The sequence below is a fragment of the Brachybacterium sp. 107 genome, from assembly GCF_052379725.1.
GTDB lineage: Bacteria > Actinomycetota > Actinomycetes > Actinomycetales > Dermabacteraceae > Brachybacterium.
Genome location: NZ_JBQSYW010000006.1, coordinates 104617 through 120677, shown reverse-complemented (window position 1 = coordinate 120677; position 16061 = coordinate 104617). Strand labels below are relative to the sequence as shown.

General features: G+C 71.1%; 14 protein-coding genes. 6 read left to right on the top strand and 8 right to left on the bottom strand.

Features of this window, described 5'->3' with window-relative positions:
* Positions 1-42: 42 nt before the first annotated feature.
* The 6 genes from ACT3UL_RS08950 to mtrA all read right to left on the bottom strand — a co-directional run bounded on the left by ACT3UL_RS08950 (position 43) and on the right by mtrA (position 7677).
* A complete protein-coding gene (locus ACT3UL_RS08950) occupies positions 43-1473 on the bottom strand; it encodes a winged helix-turn-helix domain-containing protein (RefSeq protein WP_444577903.1) in 1431 nt (476 codons plus the stop codon).
* Between the two features lie 91 nt (positions 1474-1564).
* Complete coding sequence (gene hpf, locus ACT3UL_RS08945; RefSeq protein ID WP_444577902.1) at positions 1565-2257, bottom strand: ribosome hibernation-promoting factor, HPF/YfiA family; 693 nt, start codon at positions 2255-2257, stop codon at positions 1565-1567.
* A 164-nt stretch (positions 2258-2421) separates the two neighbouring features.
* Positions 2422-3201, bottom strand: coding sequence for a ComF family protein (locus tag ACT3UL_RS08940; RefSeq protein ID WP_444577901.1), 780 nt, complete (start codon positions 3199-3201; stop codon positions 2422-2424).
* Between the two features lie 201 nt (positions 3202-3402).
* On the bottom strand, positions 3403-5106 hold the full coding sequence (locus ACT3UL_RS08935; RefSeq protein ID WP_444577900.1) for an LpqB family beta-propeller domain-containing protein: 1704 nt from the start codon (positions 5104-5106) through the stop codon (positions 3403-3405).
* On the bottom strand, positions 5103-6965 hold the full coding sequence (gene mtrB / locus ACT3UL_RS08930) for an MtrAB system histidine kinase MtrB (RefSeq protein ID WP_444577899.1): 1863 nt from the start codon (positions 6963-6965) through the stop codon (positions 5103-5105). The genes ACT3UL_RS08935 and mtrB overlap by 4 nt, the downstream gene beginning before the upstream one ends.
* A 16-nt stretch (positions 6966-6981) precedes the next feature.
* A complete protein-coding gene (gene mtrA / locus ACT3UL_RS08925) occupies positions 6982-7677 on the bottom strand; it encodes an MtrAB system response regulator MtrA (RefSeq protein ID WP_444577898.1) in 696 nt (231 codons plus the stop codon).
* 210 nt (positions 7678-7887) lie between these two features.
* Between mtrA and ACT3UL_RS08920 the strand changes: the two genes are divergently transcribed.
* From ACT3UL_RS08920 to ACT3UL_RS08900, 5 genes are all read left to right on the top strand, one after another.
* A complete protein-coding gene (locus ACT3UL_RS08920; RefSeq protein WP_444577897.1) occupies positions 7888-9027 on the top strand; it encodes a glycerophosphoryl diester phosphodiesterase membrane domain-containing protein in 1140 nt (379 codons plus the stop codon).
* Positions 9024-9698, top strand: a complete 675-nt coding sequence (locus ACT3UL_RS08915; protein WP_444577896.1) for a DUF4129 domain-containing protein — start codon at positions 9024-9026, stop codon at positions 9696-9698. The genes ACT3UL_RS08920 and ACT3UL_RS08915 overlap by 4 nt, the downstream gene beginning before the upstream one ends.
* A 113-nt stretch (positions 9699-9811) precedes the next feature.
* On the top strand, positions 9812-10921 hold the full coding sequence (locus tag ACT3UL_RS08910; RefSeq protein ID WP_444577895.1) for a DUF4350 domain-containing protein: 1110 nt from the start codon (positions 9812-9814) through the stop codon (positions 10919-10921).
* On the top strand, positions 10918-11967 hold the full coding sequence (locus ACT3UL_RS08905; protein ID WP_444577894.1) for an AAA family ATPase: 1050 nt from the start codon (positions 10918-10920) through the stop codon (positions 11965-11967). The genes ACT3UL_RS08910 and ACT3UL_RS08905 overlap by 4 nt, the downstream gene beginning before the upstream one ends.
* 11 nt (positions 11968-11978) lie before the next feature.
* The gene (locus ACT3UL_RS08900; protein WP_444577893.1) at positions 11979-13277 is read left to right on the top strand and encodes a DUF58 domain-containing protein; all 1299 of its coding nucleotides are present in this window, start codon (positions 11979-11981) and stop codon (positions 13275-13277) included.
* A gap of 43 nt (positions 13278-13320) precedes the next feature.
* Here ACT3UL_RS08900 and ACT3UL_RS08895 read toward each other — a convergent pair whose 3' ends face one another.
* Both ACT3UL_RS08895 and ACT3UL_RS08890 read right to left on the bottom strand, forming a co-directional pair.
* A complete protein-coding gene (locus ACT3UL_RS08895) occupies positions 13321-14010 on the bottom strand; it encodes a class I SAM-dependent methyltransferase (RefSeq protein WP_444577892.1) in 690 nt (229 codons plus the stop codon).
* Between the two features lie 74 nt (positions 14011-14084).
* Entirely contained in the window at positions 14085-15080 is a 996-nt protein-coding gene (locus ACT3UL_RS08890) for a stage II sporulation protein M (RefSeq protein WP_444577891.1), read from the bottom strand.
* Positions 15081-15196: 116 nt separating this feature from the next.
* Here ACT3UL_RS08890 and ACT3UL_RS08885 point away from each other — a divergent pair, with 116 nt between their 5' ends.
* A complete protein-coding gene (locus ACT3UL_RS08885; protein ID WP_444577890.1) occupies positions 15197-16048 on the top strand; it encodes an RDD family protein in 852 nt (283 codons plus the stop codon).
* Positions 16049-16061: the final 13 nt, after the last annotated feature.

The window sequence follows — 16061 nt, the reverse complement described above, 5'->3', positions numbered from 1 at the left end:
GTAAGGGTCACCGCCTGGAGAGGTGACTCCCTGCGCGCATCTTCACGTCCCCGGCGACTTCCGGGAGGGGCGAGGAACCGGGCCGACGTCGACTCCTCGCCGCGCGCACACGGCGGCCAGCTCCGAGGAGAGAGCTCCGGTGCCCGGGCCGGTATCCACCTCGATCCGGTCCAGGCCCTGCCAGATCGCGGCACGTTCGAGCTCCGCGATCAGCGCCTCGACCACCGCACTGTCCGCAGGACGCTGCCGGGGCGGCACATGGGGAAGCTCCTCACGGAAGGTCCCGCGCACTTCGAGCACCCCGCGCGCACGGTCGGCCTTGAGATCGACGCGGGCGGGGAAGACGTCGCCGAGCAGGAACAGCAGAGCGTAGTAGCCGGTCGCTCGCTGGGCGGCCGGCGTGTAGATGCCGATGCGGTAGTCGACGTCGAAGAGACGGGAGAGCCGAGGACGGTGGAACACGATCGGGTCGAACGGGCTGACCAGGGCGGCGGTGCGCAGCGGGGACGACGAGGGCGCGTCCCGGTGCAGCATCATCTCCCGCGGTCCTGCCGGGTGGTCCACCAGGACCGAGGTGATGACACCCGTCGCCAGGAGGTGGTCGGCGGCGGTCCGGGCGTCGCGAACGGCGACGCGGAAGTAGTCGGCGAGCGAGCTGACCTCGGCGATTCCCAGAGCCTTCGCCGCCAGACCCATCAATGCGGTGATCGAGGCGTCTCGGTCGTGGGTGTCGGCAGATCTGTCGGGCGATCGGGGGACGCCGTCGGACAGCTCGAGTTCCTCGTCGGACAGGTCGAGTGCCTCGTCGGCCAGGTCGAGCCGGCCACCGTCCGGACCGATGCCTCTGCCTGCCAGCCACGGACCGGGCTCCTCCGCGGGGACGTAGAGCCTCTCGAACTGGGTGCTGCGGCCCACACAGTCCACGCCGCCTGCACGGAACAGGTACTCCACCGCCCATTGGCTGGACGTGCGGCGCCACCCCCAGCCCTCGCCCCGCTCGGTATCGCCCAGGTGCCGGGAGATCGCGGAGGCGCTCGATGGGCCGAGCTCCTCGAGCGCGGCGAAGATCCGGGAGAACAGCTGGGGTGTGGAGGTCGCGGCTTCACGGACCGCTCCCCAGTCCTTCGTGGCGGCGGCCCGACGGCGGAAGTCGAGCAGGGAGTGCACCTCATGGCTGGCGAAGGTGGCTTCGTGGGCCAGTGCCTCCCGGACCAGCCGGGAGGGTCCAGGCCTCGAGAGACGGTCCAGCACCGTCGTGTCCCAGCTCCCCGATCGGGTGAAGACAGGCAGGTGGTGGGCGCGCTCGAAGATGTTCACCGAGTCGATCTGGAGCAGATGGGTGCGTTCCACCGTGGCGCGCAGAGATCGCGTGCTCGCCGCACGGGACGGGATCTCGGTGCGACGTGAGCGCCCCATCCCCTGTGCGCGCAGCGCGATGCGCCGCGCCGCGGTCCAGCTCACTGCAGTGCTCATCAGCGGGTCTTTCCACGGCGGGGTCGGGCGACAGAACAGATCCGGGTGGCTCCACGCCTCGGCGTGCACCCACCCGGATCCCTCGGAAATGTCAGGACGTCGGAAGCTCGGCGTCGAGCTCGATCACTCCGTAGTTCCACCCCTTGCGGCGGTAGACCACTTTGGGATGTCCGGACTCGGCGTCGACGAAGAGGAAGAAGTCATGTCCGACGAGCTCCATCTGATAGAGAGCGTCGTCGATGGCCATGGGCTTCGCGGAGTGCTTCTTCTCGCGGATCACGACGGGACTGCCGGCCAGGGCGAGATCCTGCTCGGTCACCTCCGGCTCCTCGGAGGTCTCCGCGGTACGAGAGTTCTGGGAGGTCTGCGCATCGTCGGTCTCCGACGGGGTCTCCGGGAGCGTGGAGGGCAGTTCTTGGTCGGCGGGCAGGGTGCGCACGCTGTCACCGGATGCCTGATGAGATCGCCCGCGGCCGCGATGGCGGTCCTTGCGGCGGTCGCGTGCACGACGCAGACGCTCGAGCAGCTTCCCGTAGGCGATGTCCAAGGCGCCGTAGAGGTCATCCGCACGGGCTTCCGAACGGATGATGGACCCGTTGTCGTGCACAGTGAGCTCCACGCGATCGCTGAGCTCCGCCTGCCTGGGATTCTTCTCCTGCGAGATCTCCACATCCACCCGCAGCGCCGCGGGTGCGAGCTGGGTGACCTTGTCGAGCTTGTCCTCGAGGTGACGACGGAATCGGTCCGGGACGTCCATATGACGTCCGACGACATTGATCTCCATGAGGTGTTCTCCTCCTATCCGGGTGCGGCCGCTCTGAGCCCGGCCGCAGTGGCTCGTCGACTGGAGTACGCACCTCCTGATCAGAGGAAGACTCGGCGGAGTGTGCCGAGTCACATCAGCATGCCATGTTTTGCTCCACGTTTCCTGGCCGTCCGGCCCTCGGATCACAAGAATCCTCCTGGGTCCGGTACCGGCAGGCGTGCAGAGGCGACGACGGCGGCGCCCAGCACGGACATCCCTGCCCCGGTGAGCGCCTCATGCATCCCGCGCAGCGTCGACCCTGTGGTGACGACGTCGTCGACGATGACCACGGCGATCTGCTCCCGTCCGGCTCGTCGCGCGGCGCGTCCCGTCAGGCGGATCTGCCGGGTCCGACGCTGCCGGGACCCTTGCCCCTCCTGCGCCGTGGTCGGGGTGGAGCGCAGCAGCAGGGACCGTCCGGCACCGGTGCGCGCGATCTCCCGCACCAGCTCGGCGGTGTGGTCCTCCCCTCGACGGAGCCTGGCGCCGAGGCGGGAGGGCACCGGGACCAGTGCCGGCTCGGCCACGCCTGCCTCGTCGGCGAGGCGGGCGACCGAGGGCCCCAGAGCTCTCGCCAGGGGAGCCCCGAGATGCAGCATGCCGCCGTTCTTCCAGGCGAGGACGAGCCGCTGCAGCGGCCCGGAGTACTCCCCCAGCGCCAGCACCGGGAGCATCGGCGTGTGGTCCACCCCGGCGGGAAGGAGCACGCCGCCATGCTGTTCCTCATGCACCCGCGCCGCGGTGAGATGCTGCAGCGCATCGCAGCAGGACTCGACGCGGATCCCGGGTGCGTCGAGCAGCCCGGCGCAGCGACGGCAGAGCCACGAGCCCTCCTGCCCGCAAGGACAGTGGCGCGGAGCCACCAGTGAGCAGGTCTGCGCGGCGATCTCCCGGATCGTGGGCAGAAGGCTGACATGGTCCATGGGCTGAGTCCAGCATCGCCGCGTGCCGTCGGGGGACCGTGGCGCCCCGTTGTGGACCCACGGAGGATGTGGAGGAACCGTCTGCCCCCGGGACGTCGCAGAGGCATCCGGGCGACGGAGCTCAGCCGCTCAGCGGCCTGGACCACAGCGGCCCGTGGCCCTCCGGCCCAGCAGCACAGCAGCAGAAGTACGCGGTGGTTCTCAGTAGAACCAGGGGTCGTGCGCGTCGAGATCGACCGTGACCCAGCCGTTGCCATCGCTGTGCTGGACAGATCCGTCGGCCGTCCCGATCCAGATCGTCTCGCCGATGACCGTCCCGGCGATGCGGTCCGTATCCGCGCGCAGCGTCGGCAACGGATCTCGACCGGTCGCGAAGTCGACCAGCTGTCCGCGGAGCTCATCGGTCCCGGGGTCCGAGCCGAGCATGATCACCGCGGTCTCGTCGTACCAGCTGGCCTGCGTCTCCTCCGACAGGAAGGTCCGCACCTGGAGGGGTTCGGTGAGAGATTTCGGAGCCCCGTTCTCGTCCCGCACCACTGCGCACAGGTCGAGCCGCGCCCCGGCGGCATCGGCGGACAGCACGAGCATGCGGGTGGCATCGGCCGCGATGTCCAGCGCACGGACCTCCCGACCGGCCAGCCAGGGAGCATCGACCTTGGCGTCGTGCGCCGGTCCCTGTCCCGCGAGAGCGAGCAGCACGCCGGCGCTGCGTGCGGTCGAGGTCCAGACGTACCCTGCATCGTCGACCCGAGGCGGCACGAAGACCCCGCCCGTGGCGGCCTCACGCAGGGGGACGGACCCGTCGGTCGACGCGATCAGCACCCTCGAGGCACCGTCGACGAGAGCGGCGGCGAGCACCCCGTCCTGCGCGATCGCCGGGGACGTGAGCGCGAGGTCTGCGAGATCCGGGACCAGCTGCTCCGCCGGCGCGTCCGTCGTGGGATCAGCGAGCAGGATCACGCCGGTGGGGCCGGCGGCGATGGCCCGATGTCCAGGCAGAGCCCGTTCGATCGAGTCCTCGTCCACCGGCGTGTACTCCTGGCCGCCCCGCACCAGGCGGAGCCCCGAGAACGTGCGCATCGATCGCAGGGAGGACTCCAGCTGGGCGAGAGCTGCGGCCCGAGGTGCAGCGGCGAGCGCGAGGATCGCTTCGGGCACCGTGACCTCCGGGGTTCCATCCGCCCCGCTGGTGACCTCGGCCTCCACCACGCCCAGCACATCGGGCACCTCGTTGTGGACTGCACCGCGGAGAAAAGCCGCCGGCCCGGCGACGAGCGACTCGAGCACTGCGGAGGCGCCGCGCTGCAAGGAGAACCAGCGATGGTCCGGGACGAGGTGCCGGGTGCGCGCATCGAGGAAGTAGAGCCGTGCCGGCGAGTAGAGCGTCTCGAACGCGGCCTCGGACAGGAAGATCCCGTCGGGCACCTCGCTGATCCTCCATTGCCCGTCCACCTGCGTCATCGTGAGCTCGACGTCCCGTGCGACCGGGCCAGACAGCAGGCTGCGCGAGCCACCGCCATCGACGAGCGCGAGGACCTGGAGGACCAGGACCATCGCCGACTTCCCGGCGTCCTTCACCTGCAGCTCCTGGCTGCTCGAGTAGATCGTGATCCCGGCGGCCGGGTTCCACGCCCCGCTCATCTCCTCCGTGAGATAGGAGCGCGCCACGGAGAAATCGTCCTCGGAACCGACGCCGGCCTGCACGAACCCGGAGACGACCTGTTCCGCGGTGGCATCGTCCGGAGGCGGGAGAGCCTGCACGTAGGGCGCGCCGGGCTGCGCTCGGCCGGACAGTGGGCGGCTGTCGACGGGGGACGTGGTGGGGATGCGAGCGCACGCGGCACCGACGCCGAGCACGGTGGCTGCCCCGGCGGCGCGCAGCACCGTTCGACGGGCGGGGATCATCGGCCGCCTCCGCTCATCGGCGGCTCCTGATCGAGGGCAGAGGGGGAACCAGGATCGGTGCCACGGTCTGAGCCCGTGCCGAGCTCCGCACCGGGGTCGGAAATCTTCTCGGCGTCGAGATCCGCACCGGCGTCGGAATATGCTTCGGCATCGGAATTCACCTCCGGGTCGGCCGACGGGCTGGAGAGATCCGGAAGCAGACCCGGCGCGATCGGGATCTCCCCGGTGGGCGTCACGGAACACGTGCCGACGGCGTCACGGTCGAAGCTCCGCTCCAGGCGCAGCGGCGAACGCAGGAAGGTCCCGCCCGGACGGCGCGGCACGGTCAGCCGGAACACCGCCCCGCGGCCCTCCTGGCCCCAGGCCTGCAGCCATCCGCTGTGCAGCCGTGCGTCCTCGGCGGAGATCGACAGGCCCAGTCCGGTGCCGCCGAGGGTGCGGGCGCGCGAAGGATCCGCCCGCCAGAAGCGGTCGAAGACGCGCCCCGCGGCATCCGGGGATATCCCGTGGCCCCAGTCCTGCACCACCACGGCGAGCGCATCGTCGTTCGAGGCGGTCTGCACCAGCACGGGTCCGTTGGCGCCGTGCTCGATCGCATTGGTCAGGAGGTTGCGCAGGATCCGATCGATACGCCGCGCGTCGACCACGGCGTGCATCCCGCGGCCCGACAGGTGCACGTCCAGCAGGCAGCCGCGCACCCCGGCCAGCGGGCGCACGTCATCGAGGGCCCGCATCACGAGGGCATCGAGGTCCTCGCGGTTCGCCTCGAGCTCGACGGCACCGGCGTCGTACCGCGAGATCTCCAGCAGGTCCGTCAGCAGCACCTCGAAGCGCTGCACCTGGGCGGAGAGCAGCTCGGAGGTGCGCTGCAGCTCCCCGGGCAGCTCATCGCGTCGTCCATCGAGCACGGAGGACGCCATCCGGATGGTCGTCAGCGGCGTGCGGAGCTCGTGGGAGACGTCGGAGACGAAGCGCTGCTGGACGCGCGAGAGCTCCGTGAGGTCGTCGACCTTCTGGGCCAGGCTGCGGGCCATGTCGTTGAAGGATTCGCCGACCCGTGCGAGCTCGTCCGCCCCGGAGACCTCGACACGGCTGTCGAGATCCCCGCCGGCGATGCGCTCCGCGGCGTGCGCGGCGTGCTTGAGCGGGGTCGTCACCAGGCGGGCGACCACGATCGCGATACCCACGATCAGTGCCAGGAGCACGCCGCCTCCGCCGAGGATCACCTGCTGCACGAACGCGAGCGTCTGCTGCTCCTCCTGGAGCGAGTAGACGAGATAGAGGTTGTAGGACCCGACGCCGGGCACCATCACCCGGGTGCCGACGAGGAGGGCGGGCACCGTGTTCCCGTCGGAGTCCTCGCGACCGATCGATTGCCAGGAGACCGAGTCCGGGCTGTTCGCCACGGCGGCCGCGAGCTCGTCGTCGACCTCGTCGAACAGCGTGCGATCCGAGGAGGCCACCGGGAACACCGTCCCGGAGGTCTCCACCGGCACCAGCGCGACCTCCCGGCTGTCCCCGTCGCCCTGGCCGCCCGCGGACTGCACGAAGGCGTTGACGGCGTCCTGGCGCTGGGTCGTGGTCGCGCCGGACAGCTGGGTGAGGTTCTCGGAGAGATCCCGGCGCACCTCCACGGTCTCCTCGAGCACGCGGTCACGTCGCTGCTCATAGAGACCATCGGCGATCACGGAGGACAGGTAGGCGCCCACGGCGAGCATCGCGACGATCGAGAGCAGGGTCGTGACCAGCACGACCCTCAGGGCGAGGGGCCAGTTGCGGGGGTCGACGGTGCGGGCCCTCCGCGCGGAACCGGTCTCCGGCGTCGCGCCTCCCGTCGGGCTGCTCGCCGGACTGCTCATGGCCGGTCCGTCCTTGTCAGGACGCGCCCCCGGCGCGATAGCCGACGCCCCGGACCGTCACCACGATGCTGGGGTTCTCGGGATCATGCTCGATCTTCGAGCGCAGACGCTGGACATGGACGTTGACCAGACGGGTGTCGGCGCTGTGCCGGTACCCCCAGACATCGCGCAGCAGCACGTCACGGGTGAAGACCTGCCAGGGCTTCCGGGCGAGCTGCGTGAGCAGATCGAACTCGAGCGGGGTCAGAGAGATCAGTTCGCCGTCGCGGCTCACCTCGTGGCCGTCGACGTCGATGACCAGGTCACCGATCGCCAGCTGCTCAGTGGTGGGGGGGTCGACCCGGCGCACACGGGCCTTGATCCGGGCCACCAGCTCCTCGGGCTCGAAGGGCTTGGTGAGATAGTCGTCGGCCCCGGCCTCGAGTCCCTCCACCACGTCGGCGGTGTCGGTGCGGGCCGTGAGCATGATGATGGGCACGCCGGACTCCCGGCGCAGCCGACGGCATACTTCGATGCCGTCCATGCCGGGGAGCATGAGGTCGAGGAGCACCAGGTCCGGTCGCAGTCGAGGGAACGTCTCCAGAGCGGAGGCGCCGTCGGGCGAGGTAGCCACCTCATAGCCCTTGCCGCGCAGGACTATCCCGACCATCTCGGCGATCGCCTGGTCATCATCAACCACGAGAATCCGTGAAGGCGTCGTCATGGAAGTCATTGTGCCACCGCTGGGAGCTGCTTCCTCGCATCCGCTCCCTGCGGGGGTGTCCGGAAGATGCACGGTCATCGACGTTCGTCGGATCGGTGAAAGCCCTCCGGGTCCGTAAGTTGTTCTCCACGACATCGAATCGCAGTCGCCGACCCCGTCGGACCGTGGGCTGGACGAGATGCACGATGACACGCAGCACGATGACACGCAGGAGGACCGATGAGCACCGGCTGGATCGCACCCGGGTCGACCGAGAGCACCGACCTGCCTCCCACAGGCCCCTCGGACGGCGACCCCTGGGGGAACGGCGACTCGGGGAACGGCGGCCCCTCTGCCCCTGCCGGGCCTCGCCGGGAGCTCGTGCAGGATCTTCCGCTGTTCCCGCTGCGTCCGCTGGGACTCGGGGAGGTGCTCGGCGCCGCCGTGCGCATCTACCGCCTGCGGGCACGGACCGTGCTGGGCCTGGCGGCGATCGTCTACGGCATCGCCTTCGCGATCATGATGGTCACGACGGGGGCCGGGATGATCCCCTTCATCGGCGACATGCAGGCGATCATGGACGATCCCGAAGCGCCCACGTCCGCCTCGCTCTTCTCCGGTTCGGACATCCTGCTGACCGTCGGGTCCTCCGCGATCACCGGGGTCATCACGATGGTCGCCGCCTCGCTGGTCACGGTCGCCCTGACGGCGGTCGCGATGGGCGAGGCCACCGGGCGCAGCGTCTCCACCTCGCAGATGTGGGCCCTGGCGCGGCGGCTGGCAGTGCCCGCGATCTGCGTGAGCATCCTGATCGGGCTGCTGGAGCTCCTCGTCCTCGCCGTCCCCACGGCGCTCGGCGTCCTGCCCATCGTCCTCCTCCAGGAACCGAGCGTCCTCACCATCGGGGCGATCGTCGTCGGCCTGGTGATCGGGGTGCTCGCCGCGATCTGGATCTGGGCGCGCATGCTGCTCGCGATCCCCGCCCTCGTGGTCGAGGGCACCGGGATCCTCGGCGCGATCCGACGCTCCTTCCAGATGACCCGCGGTCGCAAGCTGTGGCGCGTGCTCGGCGTGGGGCTGCTCCTGTACGTGCTCTACGCCGTCGCCGTCCAGGTGGTCTCCGGAGTCTTCGGCATGGTCGCCACCGTGGCGTACCTGGCGATCCTGCTGGCCACAGCCGGGCAGGCCCTCGTCGTCGGCATGATCGTGCTGACGGTCCTCTCCCTGCTCGGCAGCTTCGTCGCGTACGTGCTGCTGTCCCCGTTCCTCTGCGCCGGGTTCGCCGCCCTCTACGCGGACAACCGCATGCGCCACGAGGCCTGGGACATCGAGCTGACGCGTCAGGCCCGGGAGAACTGGTCCACGGACGGCGCGCGATGAGTCCCGCCGGCCCTCCTCCCCTGGATCCCGACGAGGCGCGCTCGCGCATCCTCGACGAGCTGTCCAAAGCGGAGTACGACGACTCCCCCGGCTTCGTGGACTGGCTGCTCGGGGTGATCGAACGGTGGTACATGAACCTTGTGGACGGGATCGACGGCTCCTCGGCCGCTCAGGCCGGGATCGCCGTGCTCCTGCTCCTCGCACTGCTGGCGGTCGCGTTCCTGGTGCTGCGCCGTACCGGCATGATCCGTCGCAGCCATTCCCTCGCCGTCGCCCCCGAGCTCGACGCCGATCCCGTGCTGACCGCAGCCGAGCTGCGCGACGGGTCCCGCAGCGCCATCGCGGCGGGACGTTTCGACGACGGCGCGGTGCTCGCCCTGCGCTCCCTCGTGCGCGACCTCGACCAACGCACCCTGCTGGACGTCTCGGCCGGCCTGACCGCCCATGAGGCCGCCGAGCGGGCCGCCCTCTCCTACCCGGACCTGCGCGGCCGCCTCCAACGTGGGGCCACGGCCTTCGACACCGCCGCCTACTCCCCCCGGCACGCCACGGAGAAGCAGGCGGACGACCTGCTGCGACTCGCGCAGTACATCGCCGAATCCGCCCCGGATCTCACCGCCGCCGACACAGCCGTCGACACCGCCGGATCCCGGTCCGGGACCAGCAGATGAGCGCCGCGACGACGTCAGGCCCCGCTCCGACACCACCGTCGTCCCCGCCGGAGGGACGGCGGGCACCCGGGCGGCCTGCTGCGGATCCCGCGGCCACGGGCCGGCGCCCCTGGTTGACCGTCCTCGTCGTGATCGCCGTGCTCGCCGCGGTCCTCGCCTCCGTCGCCCGTGGCTTCTACCGTGACGGCCCCCTCGAGCCCGACGCCCCGACCGGGCAGGGCTCCAAGGCCACGGTCGAGGTGCTCACGGATCTCGGGGTGGACGTGCAGGTCGGTCGCCACACCGACGATGCCGTCGAGGCGCTGCACGCCGGCCGGACCGTGCTGGTGACGGCTCCGAGCGACCTCTCGGGCACGCAGCTCACCGCTCTCGCCGAGGCGCAGGAGGCCGACGGCGGGCAGCTCGTGCTCGTCCAGCCCGACTTCGTCACGCTGTCGTACTTCACCACCGCGATCAGCCCCACCGGAGCAGTCCGCTCGACGACGGATCTGCCCGCGGGTCCCGGGTGCGGGGACCTCGCCCACGGCGCACGGCAGGTGCACGTGCCCGGATCAGGCGGCCTGCGCGGACCCTCGAGCCTCTACCGCACCTCCGACGAGGCCGACGGATGCTTCGACGCCGGCGACGGAGCACTGGTGGCCGCCGAGGATGGGGTCATCGTGCTGGGCAGCGCCGACCTGCTGACCAACGAGGGGATCGGCGAGGCCGACAACTCCGCGCTCGTGCTGAACGTGCTGGGCGAGTCCGGCGAGCTGACCTGGTACGTCCCCTCCGCCGGGGATCCGATGGGCTCGAGCAGCATGTCCCTCGTGAGCTACCTCCCGGACTGGGCGGGCCCGGTCACGCTGTGGATCCTCACCGTGGGCCTGATCGCCGTGGTGGCGCTCGGACGGCGCTTCGGTCCGGTGGTCGTCGAGCCGCTGCCCGTCACCGTGCGGCCCCAGGAGCTCGTGCTGGGTCGGGCCCGTCTGCTCCAGCGGTCCGATGCCCGGGACGCGGCCGCGACCTCTCTGCGATCCGCCACGTCGACACGGCTCGCCGACCGGCTCGGGCTGCGCCATGAATCCGCCCTCGACGGTCTGCTGGCGGCCCTCGCGCCGCACACGGACCGTTCCCCCGAGCAGCTGCGCACGCTGCTCGGCCCCACCCCCGTCACCACCGACGAGGACCTCGTGCGACTCGCACAGGACCTCGACCGCCTCGAGAAGGAGATCGACCGATGACCGACACCACCCCCGGTGCCGCCCCGGACGCCATGCCCGGAAGCACCCCCGGCAGCGCCCCCAGTGGTGCCACGACCACGCCGCAGGACGCGGTCGACCAGGACACCCGGACCCATCTGCAGGGGCTCTCCACGGAGATCCACAAGGGAGTCGTCGGCCAGGATGCCGCGGTGACGAGCCTCGTCGTGGCGCTGCTGTGCCGCGGGCACGTGCTCCTCGAGGGCGTCCCGGGCGTGGCCAAGACGCTGCTGGTGCGGTCCCTGGCCGCCGCGCTCGACGTGCGGATGCGCCGCGTGCAGTTCACGCCGGACATGATGCCCGGCGACATCACCGGCTCCCTGATCTACGACAACACCACCAGCGATCTCGTGTTCCGCGAGGGTCCGGTGTTCACCAACCTGCTGCTGGCCGACGAGATCAACCGGACCCCGCCGAAGACCCAGTCGGCCCTCCTGGAGGCGATGGAGGAGCGGCAGGTGACGGTCGACGGTGCGAGCCGCCCTCTGCCCGATCCGTTCCTCGTGATCGCCACCCAGAACCCGATCGAGTTCGACGGCACCTACACCCTGCCCGAGGCGCAGCTGGATCGGTTCCTGCTCAAGGCCGTCATGCCCTTGCCGGACCGCGACGTGGAGATCGACGTGCTGCGCCGTCACGCGGACGGCTTCGACACGTCCGACCTCGCCGCGATGGGTCTGGGACCGGTCGTCGACGTCCCCTCGCTGCACCGCGCCCAGCAGGACGTCTCCCAGGTCATGGCCGAGGATCCCGTCGTGCAGTACATCGTGGACGTGTGCCGGGCCACCCGCAGCTCCCCCAGCCTGTCGCTCGGCGTCTCGCCCCGTGGTGCGATCGCGCTGCTGCGCACCTCCCGGGCCTGGGCCTACCTGACAGGTCGCGACTTCATCACCCCGGACGACGTGAAGACCATGGCACCGTCCACCCTGTCGCACCGGGTGCGCCTGACCACCGAGTCGGAGCTCGAGGGCACCCAGGTCGAGTCCGTGCTCGCGGCGACGCTCGCCTCCGTGCCGGTGCCGCGCTGAGGCGCCGTGCCATGAGGATCTCCCTGACCCCGCGCGCGGCCCTGGCCGCGCTGATCCCCCTGCCCGTTGTCGTGCTCTGGCCGAGCTGGTGGATGCTGCTGGTCCTGTTCGCGCTCTGGGCACTGGTGGTCCTCGCCGACGCCTTCGCGGCGCCCGCCCCGACCGCGATCCGGGTGCGTCGCGAGGCGCCTGTCCAGGTGCGACTGGGCAACGAGGTCACCGGACGGGTGCTGCTGACCAACACCACCGCCCGCACCGCGCGCCTCGAGGTGCGCGACGCCTGGAACCCCACTGCCGGTCTCGCCGCACAGCGCTCCACGATCCGGGTCCCCGCCCACGAGCGTCGGGCGATCGGCCAGCACTTCACGCCCACTCGACGCGGCGAGCACAGCTCACGGGCGCTCCTGGTCGCCTCGTGCGGCCCGTGGGGCCTGGCACGGCGCACGACGTCGGCCGACGCCCCCGGACGCCTGCTCGCCCTGCACCCCTTCGGATCGCGTCGCCACCTCCCCTCCCGCGTGCAGCGGCTGCGGGAGATCGAGGGCCTGGCGGCGATCCACCAGCGCGGCCAGGGCACCGAGTTCGACTCGCTGCGGGACTTCGTGGACGGCGACGACGTGCGCTCGATCGACTGGCGTGCCACCGCCCGCCGCCGCAGCGTCGTGGTGCGCACGTGGAGGCCCGAGCGGGATCGGCACGTGCTGATCGTCGTGGACACCTCCCGCACCTCGGCGAGCCGACTCGGCGACGCCACCCGCCTGGACTCCGCCTTCGATGCCGCGCTGCTGCTGACGGCGCTCGCCGGGCAGGCCGGGGACCGCGTGGATCTGCTGTGCATCGACCGCATCCCGCACGTCTCCGTGCTCGGCTCGACCCGGACGAAGGTGCTCCACGACATGGTCACCGCGACCGCCGCGGTGCACCCTGCGCTCGTCGAGACCGACTGGGACCTCGCGGCGGGGGTCATCGCCGACCGTGCCCGGCGCGGCTCCCTCGTGGTGCTCGTGACCCCGGTGGACGCGTCGGTCGTGCATACGGGACTGCTCCCGGTCGCCGCGCGCCTGGCCAAGGACCATCCGCTCGTGGTCGCCTCGGTCGCAGATCCTGCCCTCGAGGAGCTCGCCGCGGATCGCAGCGATGTCGAGGACGTCTACCGTGCGGCCGCCGCGGAGAAGGCTCGCGCCGAGCGGGCCGGGGTCTCCCGGACCCTCGAACGGGTGGGCGCCCATGTCGTCGACGCCCCGCCGGACAGCGCCCCGCAGGCCCTCGCCGATGCGTACCTCGCCCTGAAGGCCGCCGGCAGGCTCTGAGCTCTCCGCTCTCCGCACTCCGCACTCCGCTCTCCAGTGCTGCTCAGGCCAGCGACCCGTGCTCGCGCTTCCGTGCGAGTACCTGATAGGTGTGCCAGTGCTTCGGGCCCTGGAGAGAAGCACCATCGCGCTCCCCCTCCTGCAGGGAGAGCACCTCGACGTCCTCGAGCAGCGTCTCGACGTCTGCGCGGGCCAGGAACGTGCCGTCGATGCCGGCCCAGTCGTCACGGTCGCCGAAGAGATCCACGGCGAGGATCCCTCCCGGCCGCAGCGCGTCACGCATGGCCTGCCACAGACGATTGAAGCTCGCCCGCGGTACGAAGGGCAGGGTGGCGCAGGCCAGGATCAGATCCGCCGACGGCAGCACGGTGATCTCCGCCAGATCCACGGTCGTGTGCTTCACGGGGAGATCCGCGGCCAGCGCGTCCATCTCCGGCACCACGCTGAGATCCATGTCGTAGGCATGAACCGTGTACCCGCTCTCCGCGAGATAGCGGGTCTCGATTCCTCGGCCGCACCCGAGCTCGATGGCCACGCGCCGTGCCCCCACCGCGTCCGTGGATCTCGCCCCGGTCGACCGCGGGACATCCGTCGGCCCTGGCACGCTCTTCGGCGTCGCATCGCCCGTGGGCCGGGCCGCGGCGACGGCGGCGCGGGCCAGAGGGCGCACGTCCCTGCCCTCCTGCGCGGCGTTGTACTGGGTGAAGTTCCGGTCGGAGCTGCTGGCCTTCATCCCTGCAGGGTACGGCGCTGGCTGCGAGGACAACGTACTGCTCGGCCGACTGCCCGACCCGCCCGACCCGCCCCTCAGCCGGCGGTGGCCACGCGATCGCCCACGAGCTCTTCGGAGAGGTCGCCGGTGATCCCGAGGCGATGCACCTGACGCCCGCGCACGAGGAAGAAGACCATGAAGGCCGCCCAGGCGATGACGCCGAGGCCGATCCTCACCGCCGGGGGAAGCCCGCTCGGAGTCACGAAGGCCTCGAGGAAGCCGGAGATCAGCAGCACCGGCACAAGACCGATCGCCACCGTGACCAGGGACCGGGCCGCCCGGGACAGCGCCCAGAGCCGAGGGAGCGGGCCGGGCCGCACCCAGGCCCAGAACGTGCGCAGCCCGGCGCCTGCACCGACCAGCACCGCGGTGATCTCCAGCAGACCGTGGGGCAGCAGGTAGACGAAGTAGGTGTCCAGCCCGCCGTAGGCGCCCATCACGCCACCGGAGAGCCCGACGTTCAACCCGTTCTGCACGAGCATGATCAGCGGCCAGATCCCTGTCGCGCCGAACACGACGGCCTGCACCGTGATCCACGCGTTGTTCGTCCAGACCTGGGCGGCGAAGCCGGTGGCCTCGCCCTCGAAGTAGTAGGAGACGAAGTCCCGCTGTGCGAGGGAGCGCTGGGCCGCCTCAGGGAGCACCAGGCCGCGGGCCACCGGATCCGTCCCGAAGTACACCCCGGTGACGATCGCCGAGGCCAGGAAGATCGCGGCGGAGAGCGCCACCGGCCAGCGTGCCTCGTACAGGGCGGCGGGAAGGTCCTCCCACAAGAAGGTGCGCGCGTTCTTCCACAGCGGGATGCGCGCCCCGGTGATCCGCAGGCGCGCCCGATGCACCAGCAGCGAGAGCCTCGCCGTGAGCGCCGGATCCGGGTTGGTGGAGCGCACGGTCGACAGGTGGGTGGACGTCTCCTGGTAGAGAGCCAGCAGCTCGTCGATCCCCTGCGCGTCGAGGGTGCGCGTCCGGGTCAGTTCCGCGAGCCGCTCCCACTGGGGGCGGTGCACGGCGATGAATGCGTCGGTGTCCACGAACCCAGCGTAAGGTCACGCCCGCCGTCGCACCGCCGACGAAAGTCGGAGCCCGCCGCGCCGGAAGCCGACGCTCGGCGCTGACCGCGGAAGGTGTCGGCTGACAGGATGGGGTCATGGCAACGATGGGCACCGCTGCGCTGGTCTCGGCGCGCACCGACCGTGACGCGCTGATCACCGGGGATGCTGTCCTCCTGGAGCTGCGTCCGGCCTCCTTCGCGGCCCGCATGCTCTCCGCGGCGATCGATGGCGTGCTGCAGCTGGGCATCCTCATCTCCTGCACCGTCGCGGTGGCGTGGACGGCGGCGCGCGCGGATCTCGACGAGGGGCTGATCGCCGCCGCGATCGTGGCCGTGTCCGTGGCCGCCTACGTCGGGTACCCGGTGCTGTGCGAGATGCTCCTGCACGGTCGATCGGTGGGTCGGTTCGTGATCGGCACGCGGGTGGTGCGGGACGACGGCGGCCCCGTCCACGGGCGCCAGAGCCTGATCCGCGCCGTGATGGCGATGCTGGAGATCTGGTCCACCGCCGGAGCCGTCGCGCTGACCTGCGCGGTGATCGACCGCAAGTCACGACGGCTGGGAGATCTGCTGGCCGGGACCCTCGTGATCCAGGAACGCATGGCGGCGATCGAGCCGAGGCGGACAGAGGTCCCTGCGAGCCTGCGGGACTGGGCGGCCGCCGCCGACGTGGGCCGGCTCCCGCTCACCCTCATGCAGGACATCCGCTCGTTCCTGCCGCGGGCCGCCAGCATCAATCCGGAGTCGCGCCGTCAGCTCTCCCGGGACCTGCTGCGCCGCACGCTCCCCCACGTCGCGCCTGCTCCGCCGCCCGGAACGGTGCCCGAGGAGTTCCTGGCCGCGGTGATCGCCGAGCGATCCCGCCGTGACGAGGATCGGCTGCGCCGAGCGCAGGACCGCCAGGAGGATCTCGCCGCCGAAGTGCGCGCGGTGCGCTTCTCCGCCTGATCCGCTCCGGACA

Excerpts from the sequence above, each read along its gene's own strand:
- ACT3UL_RS08915 (WP_444577896.1), top strand. The coding sequence starts at position 9,024 with ATGAGTCCCGCCGGCCCTCCTCCCCTGGATCCCGACGAGGCGCGCTCG.
- ACT3UL_RS08940 (WP_444577901.1), bottom strand. The coding sequence starts at position 3,201 with ATGGACCATGTCAGCCTTCTGCCCACGATCCGGGAGATCGCCGCGCAG.
- hpf (WP_444577902.1), bottom strand. The coding sequence starts at position 2,257 with ATGGAGATCAATGTCGTCGGACGTCATATGGACGTCCCGGACCGATTC.
- ACT3UL_RS08935 (WP_444577900.1), bottom strand. The coding sequence starts at position 5,106 with ATGATCCCCGCCCGTCGAACGGTGCTGCGCGCCGCCGGGGCAGCCACC.
- ACT3UL_RS08900 (WP_444577893.1), top strand. The coding sequence starts at position 11,979 with ATGAGGATCTCCCTGACCCCGCGCGCGGCCCTGGCCGCGCTGATCCCC.
- mtrB (WP_444577899.1), bottom strand. The coding sequence starts at position 6,965 with ATGAGCAGTCCGGCGAGCAGCCCGACGGGAGGCGCGACGCCGGAGACC.
- ACT3UL_RS08905 (WP_444577894.1), top strand. The coding sequence starts at position 10,918 with ATGACCGACACCACCCCCGGTGCCGCCCCGGACGCCATGCCCGGAAGC.
- ACT3UL_RS08950 (WP_444577903.1), bottom strand. The coding sequence starts at position 1,473 with ATGAGCACTGCAGTGAGCTGGACCGCGGCGCGGCGCATCGCGCTGCGC.
- ACT3UL_RS08895 (WP_444577892.1), bottom strand. The coding sequence starts at position 14,010 with ATGAAGGCCAGCAGCTCCGACCGGAACTTCACCCAGTACAACGCCGCG.
- mtrA (WP_444577898.1), bottom strand. The coding sequence starts at position 7,677 with ATGACTTCCATGACGACGCCTTCACGGATTCTCGTGGTTGATGATGAC.
- ACT3UL_RS08885 (WP_444577890.1), top strand. The coding sequence starts at position 15,197 with ATGGCAACGATGGGCACCGCTGCGCTGGTCTCGGCGCGCACCGACCGT.
- ACT3UL_RS08920 (WP_444577897.1), top strand. The coding sequence starts at position 7,888 with ATGAGCACCGGCTGGATCGCACCCGGGTCGACCGAGAGCACCGACCTG.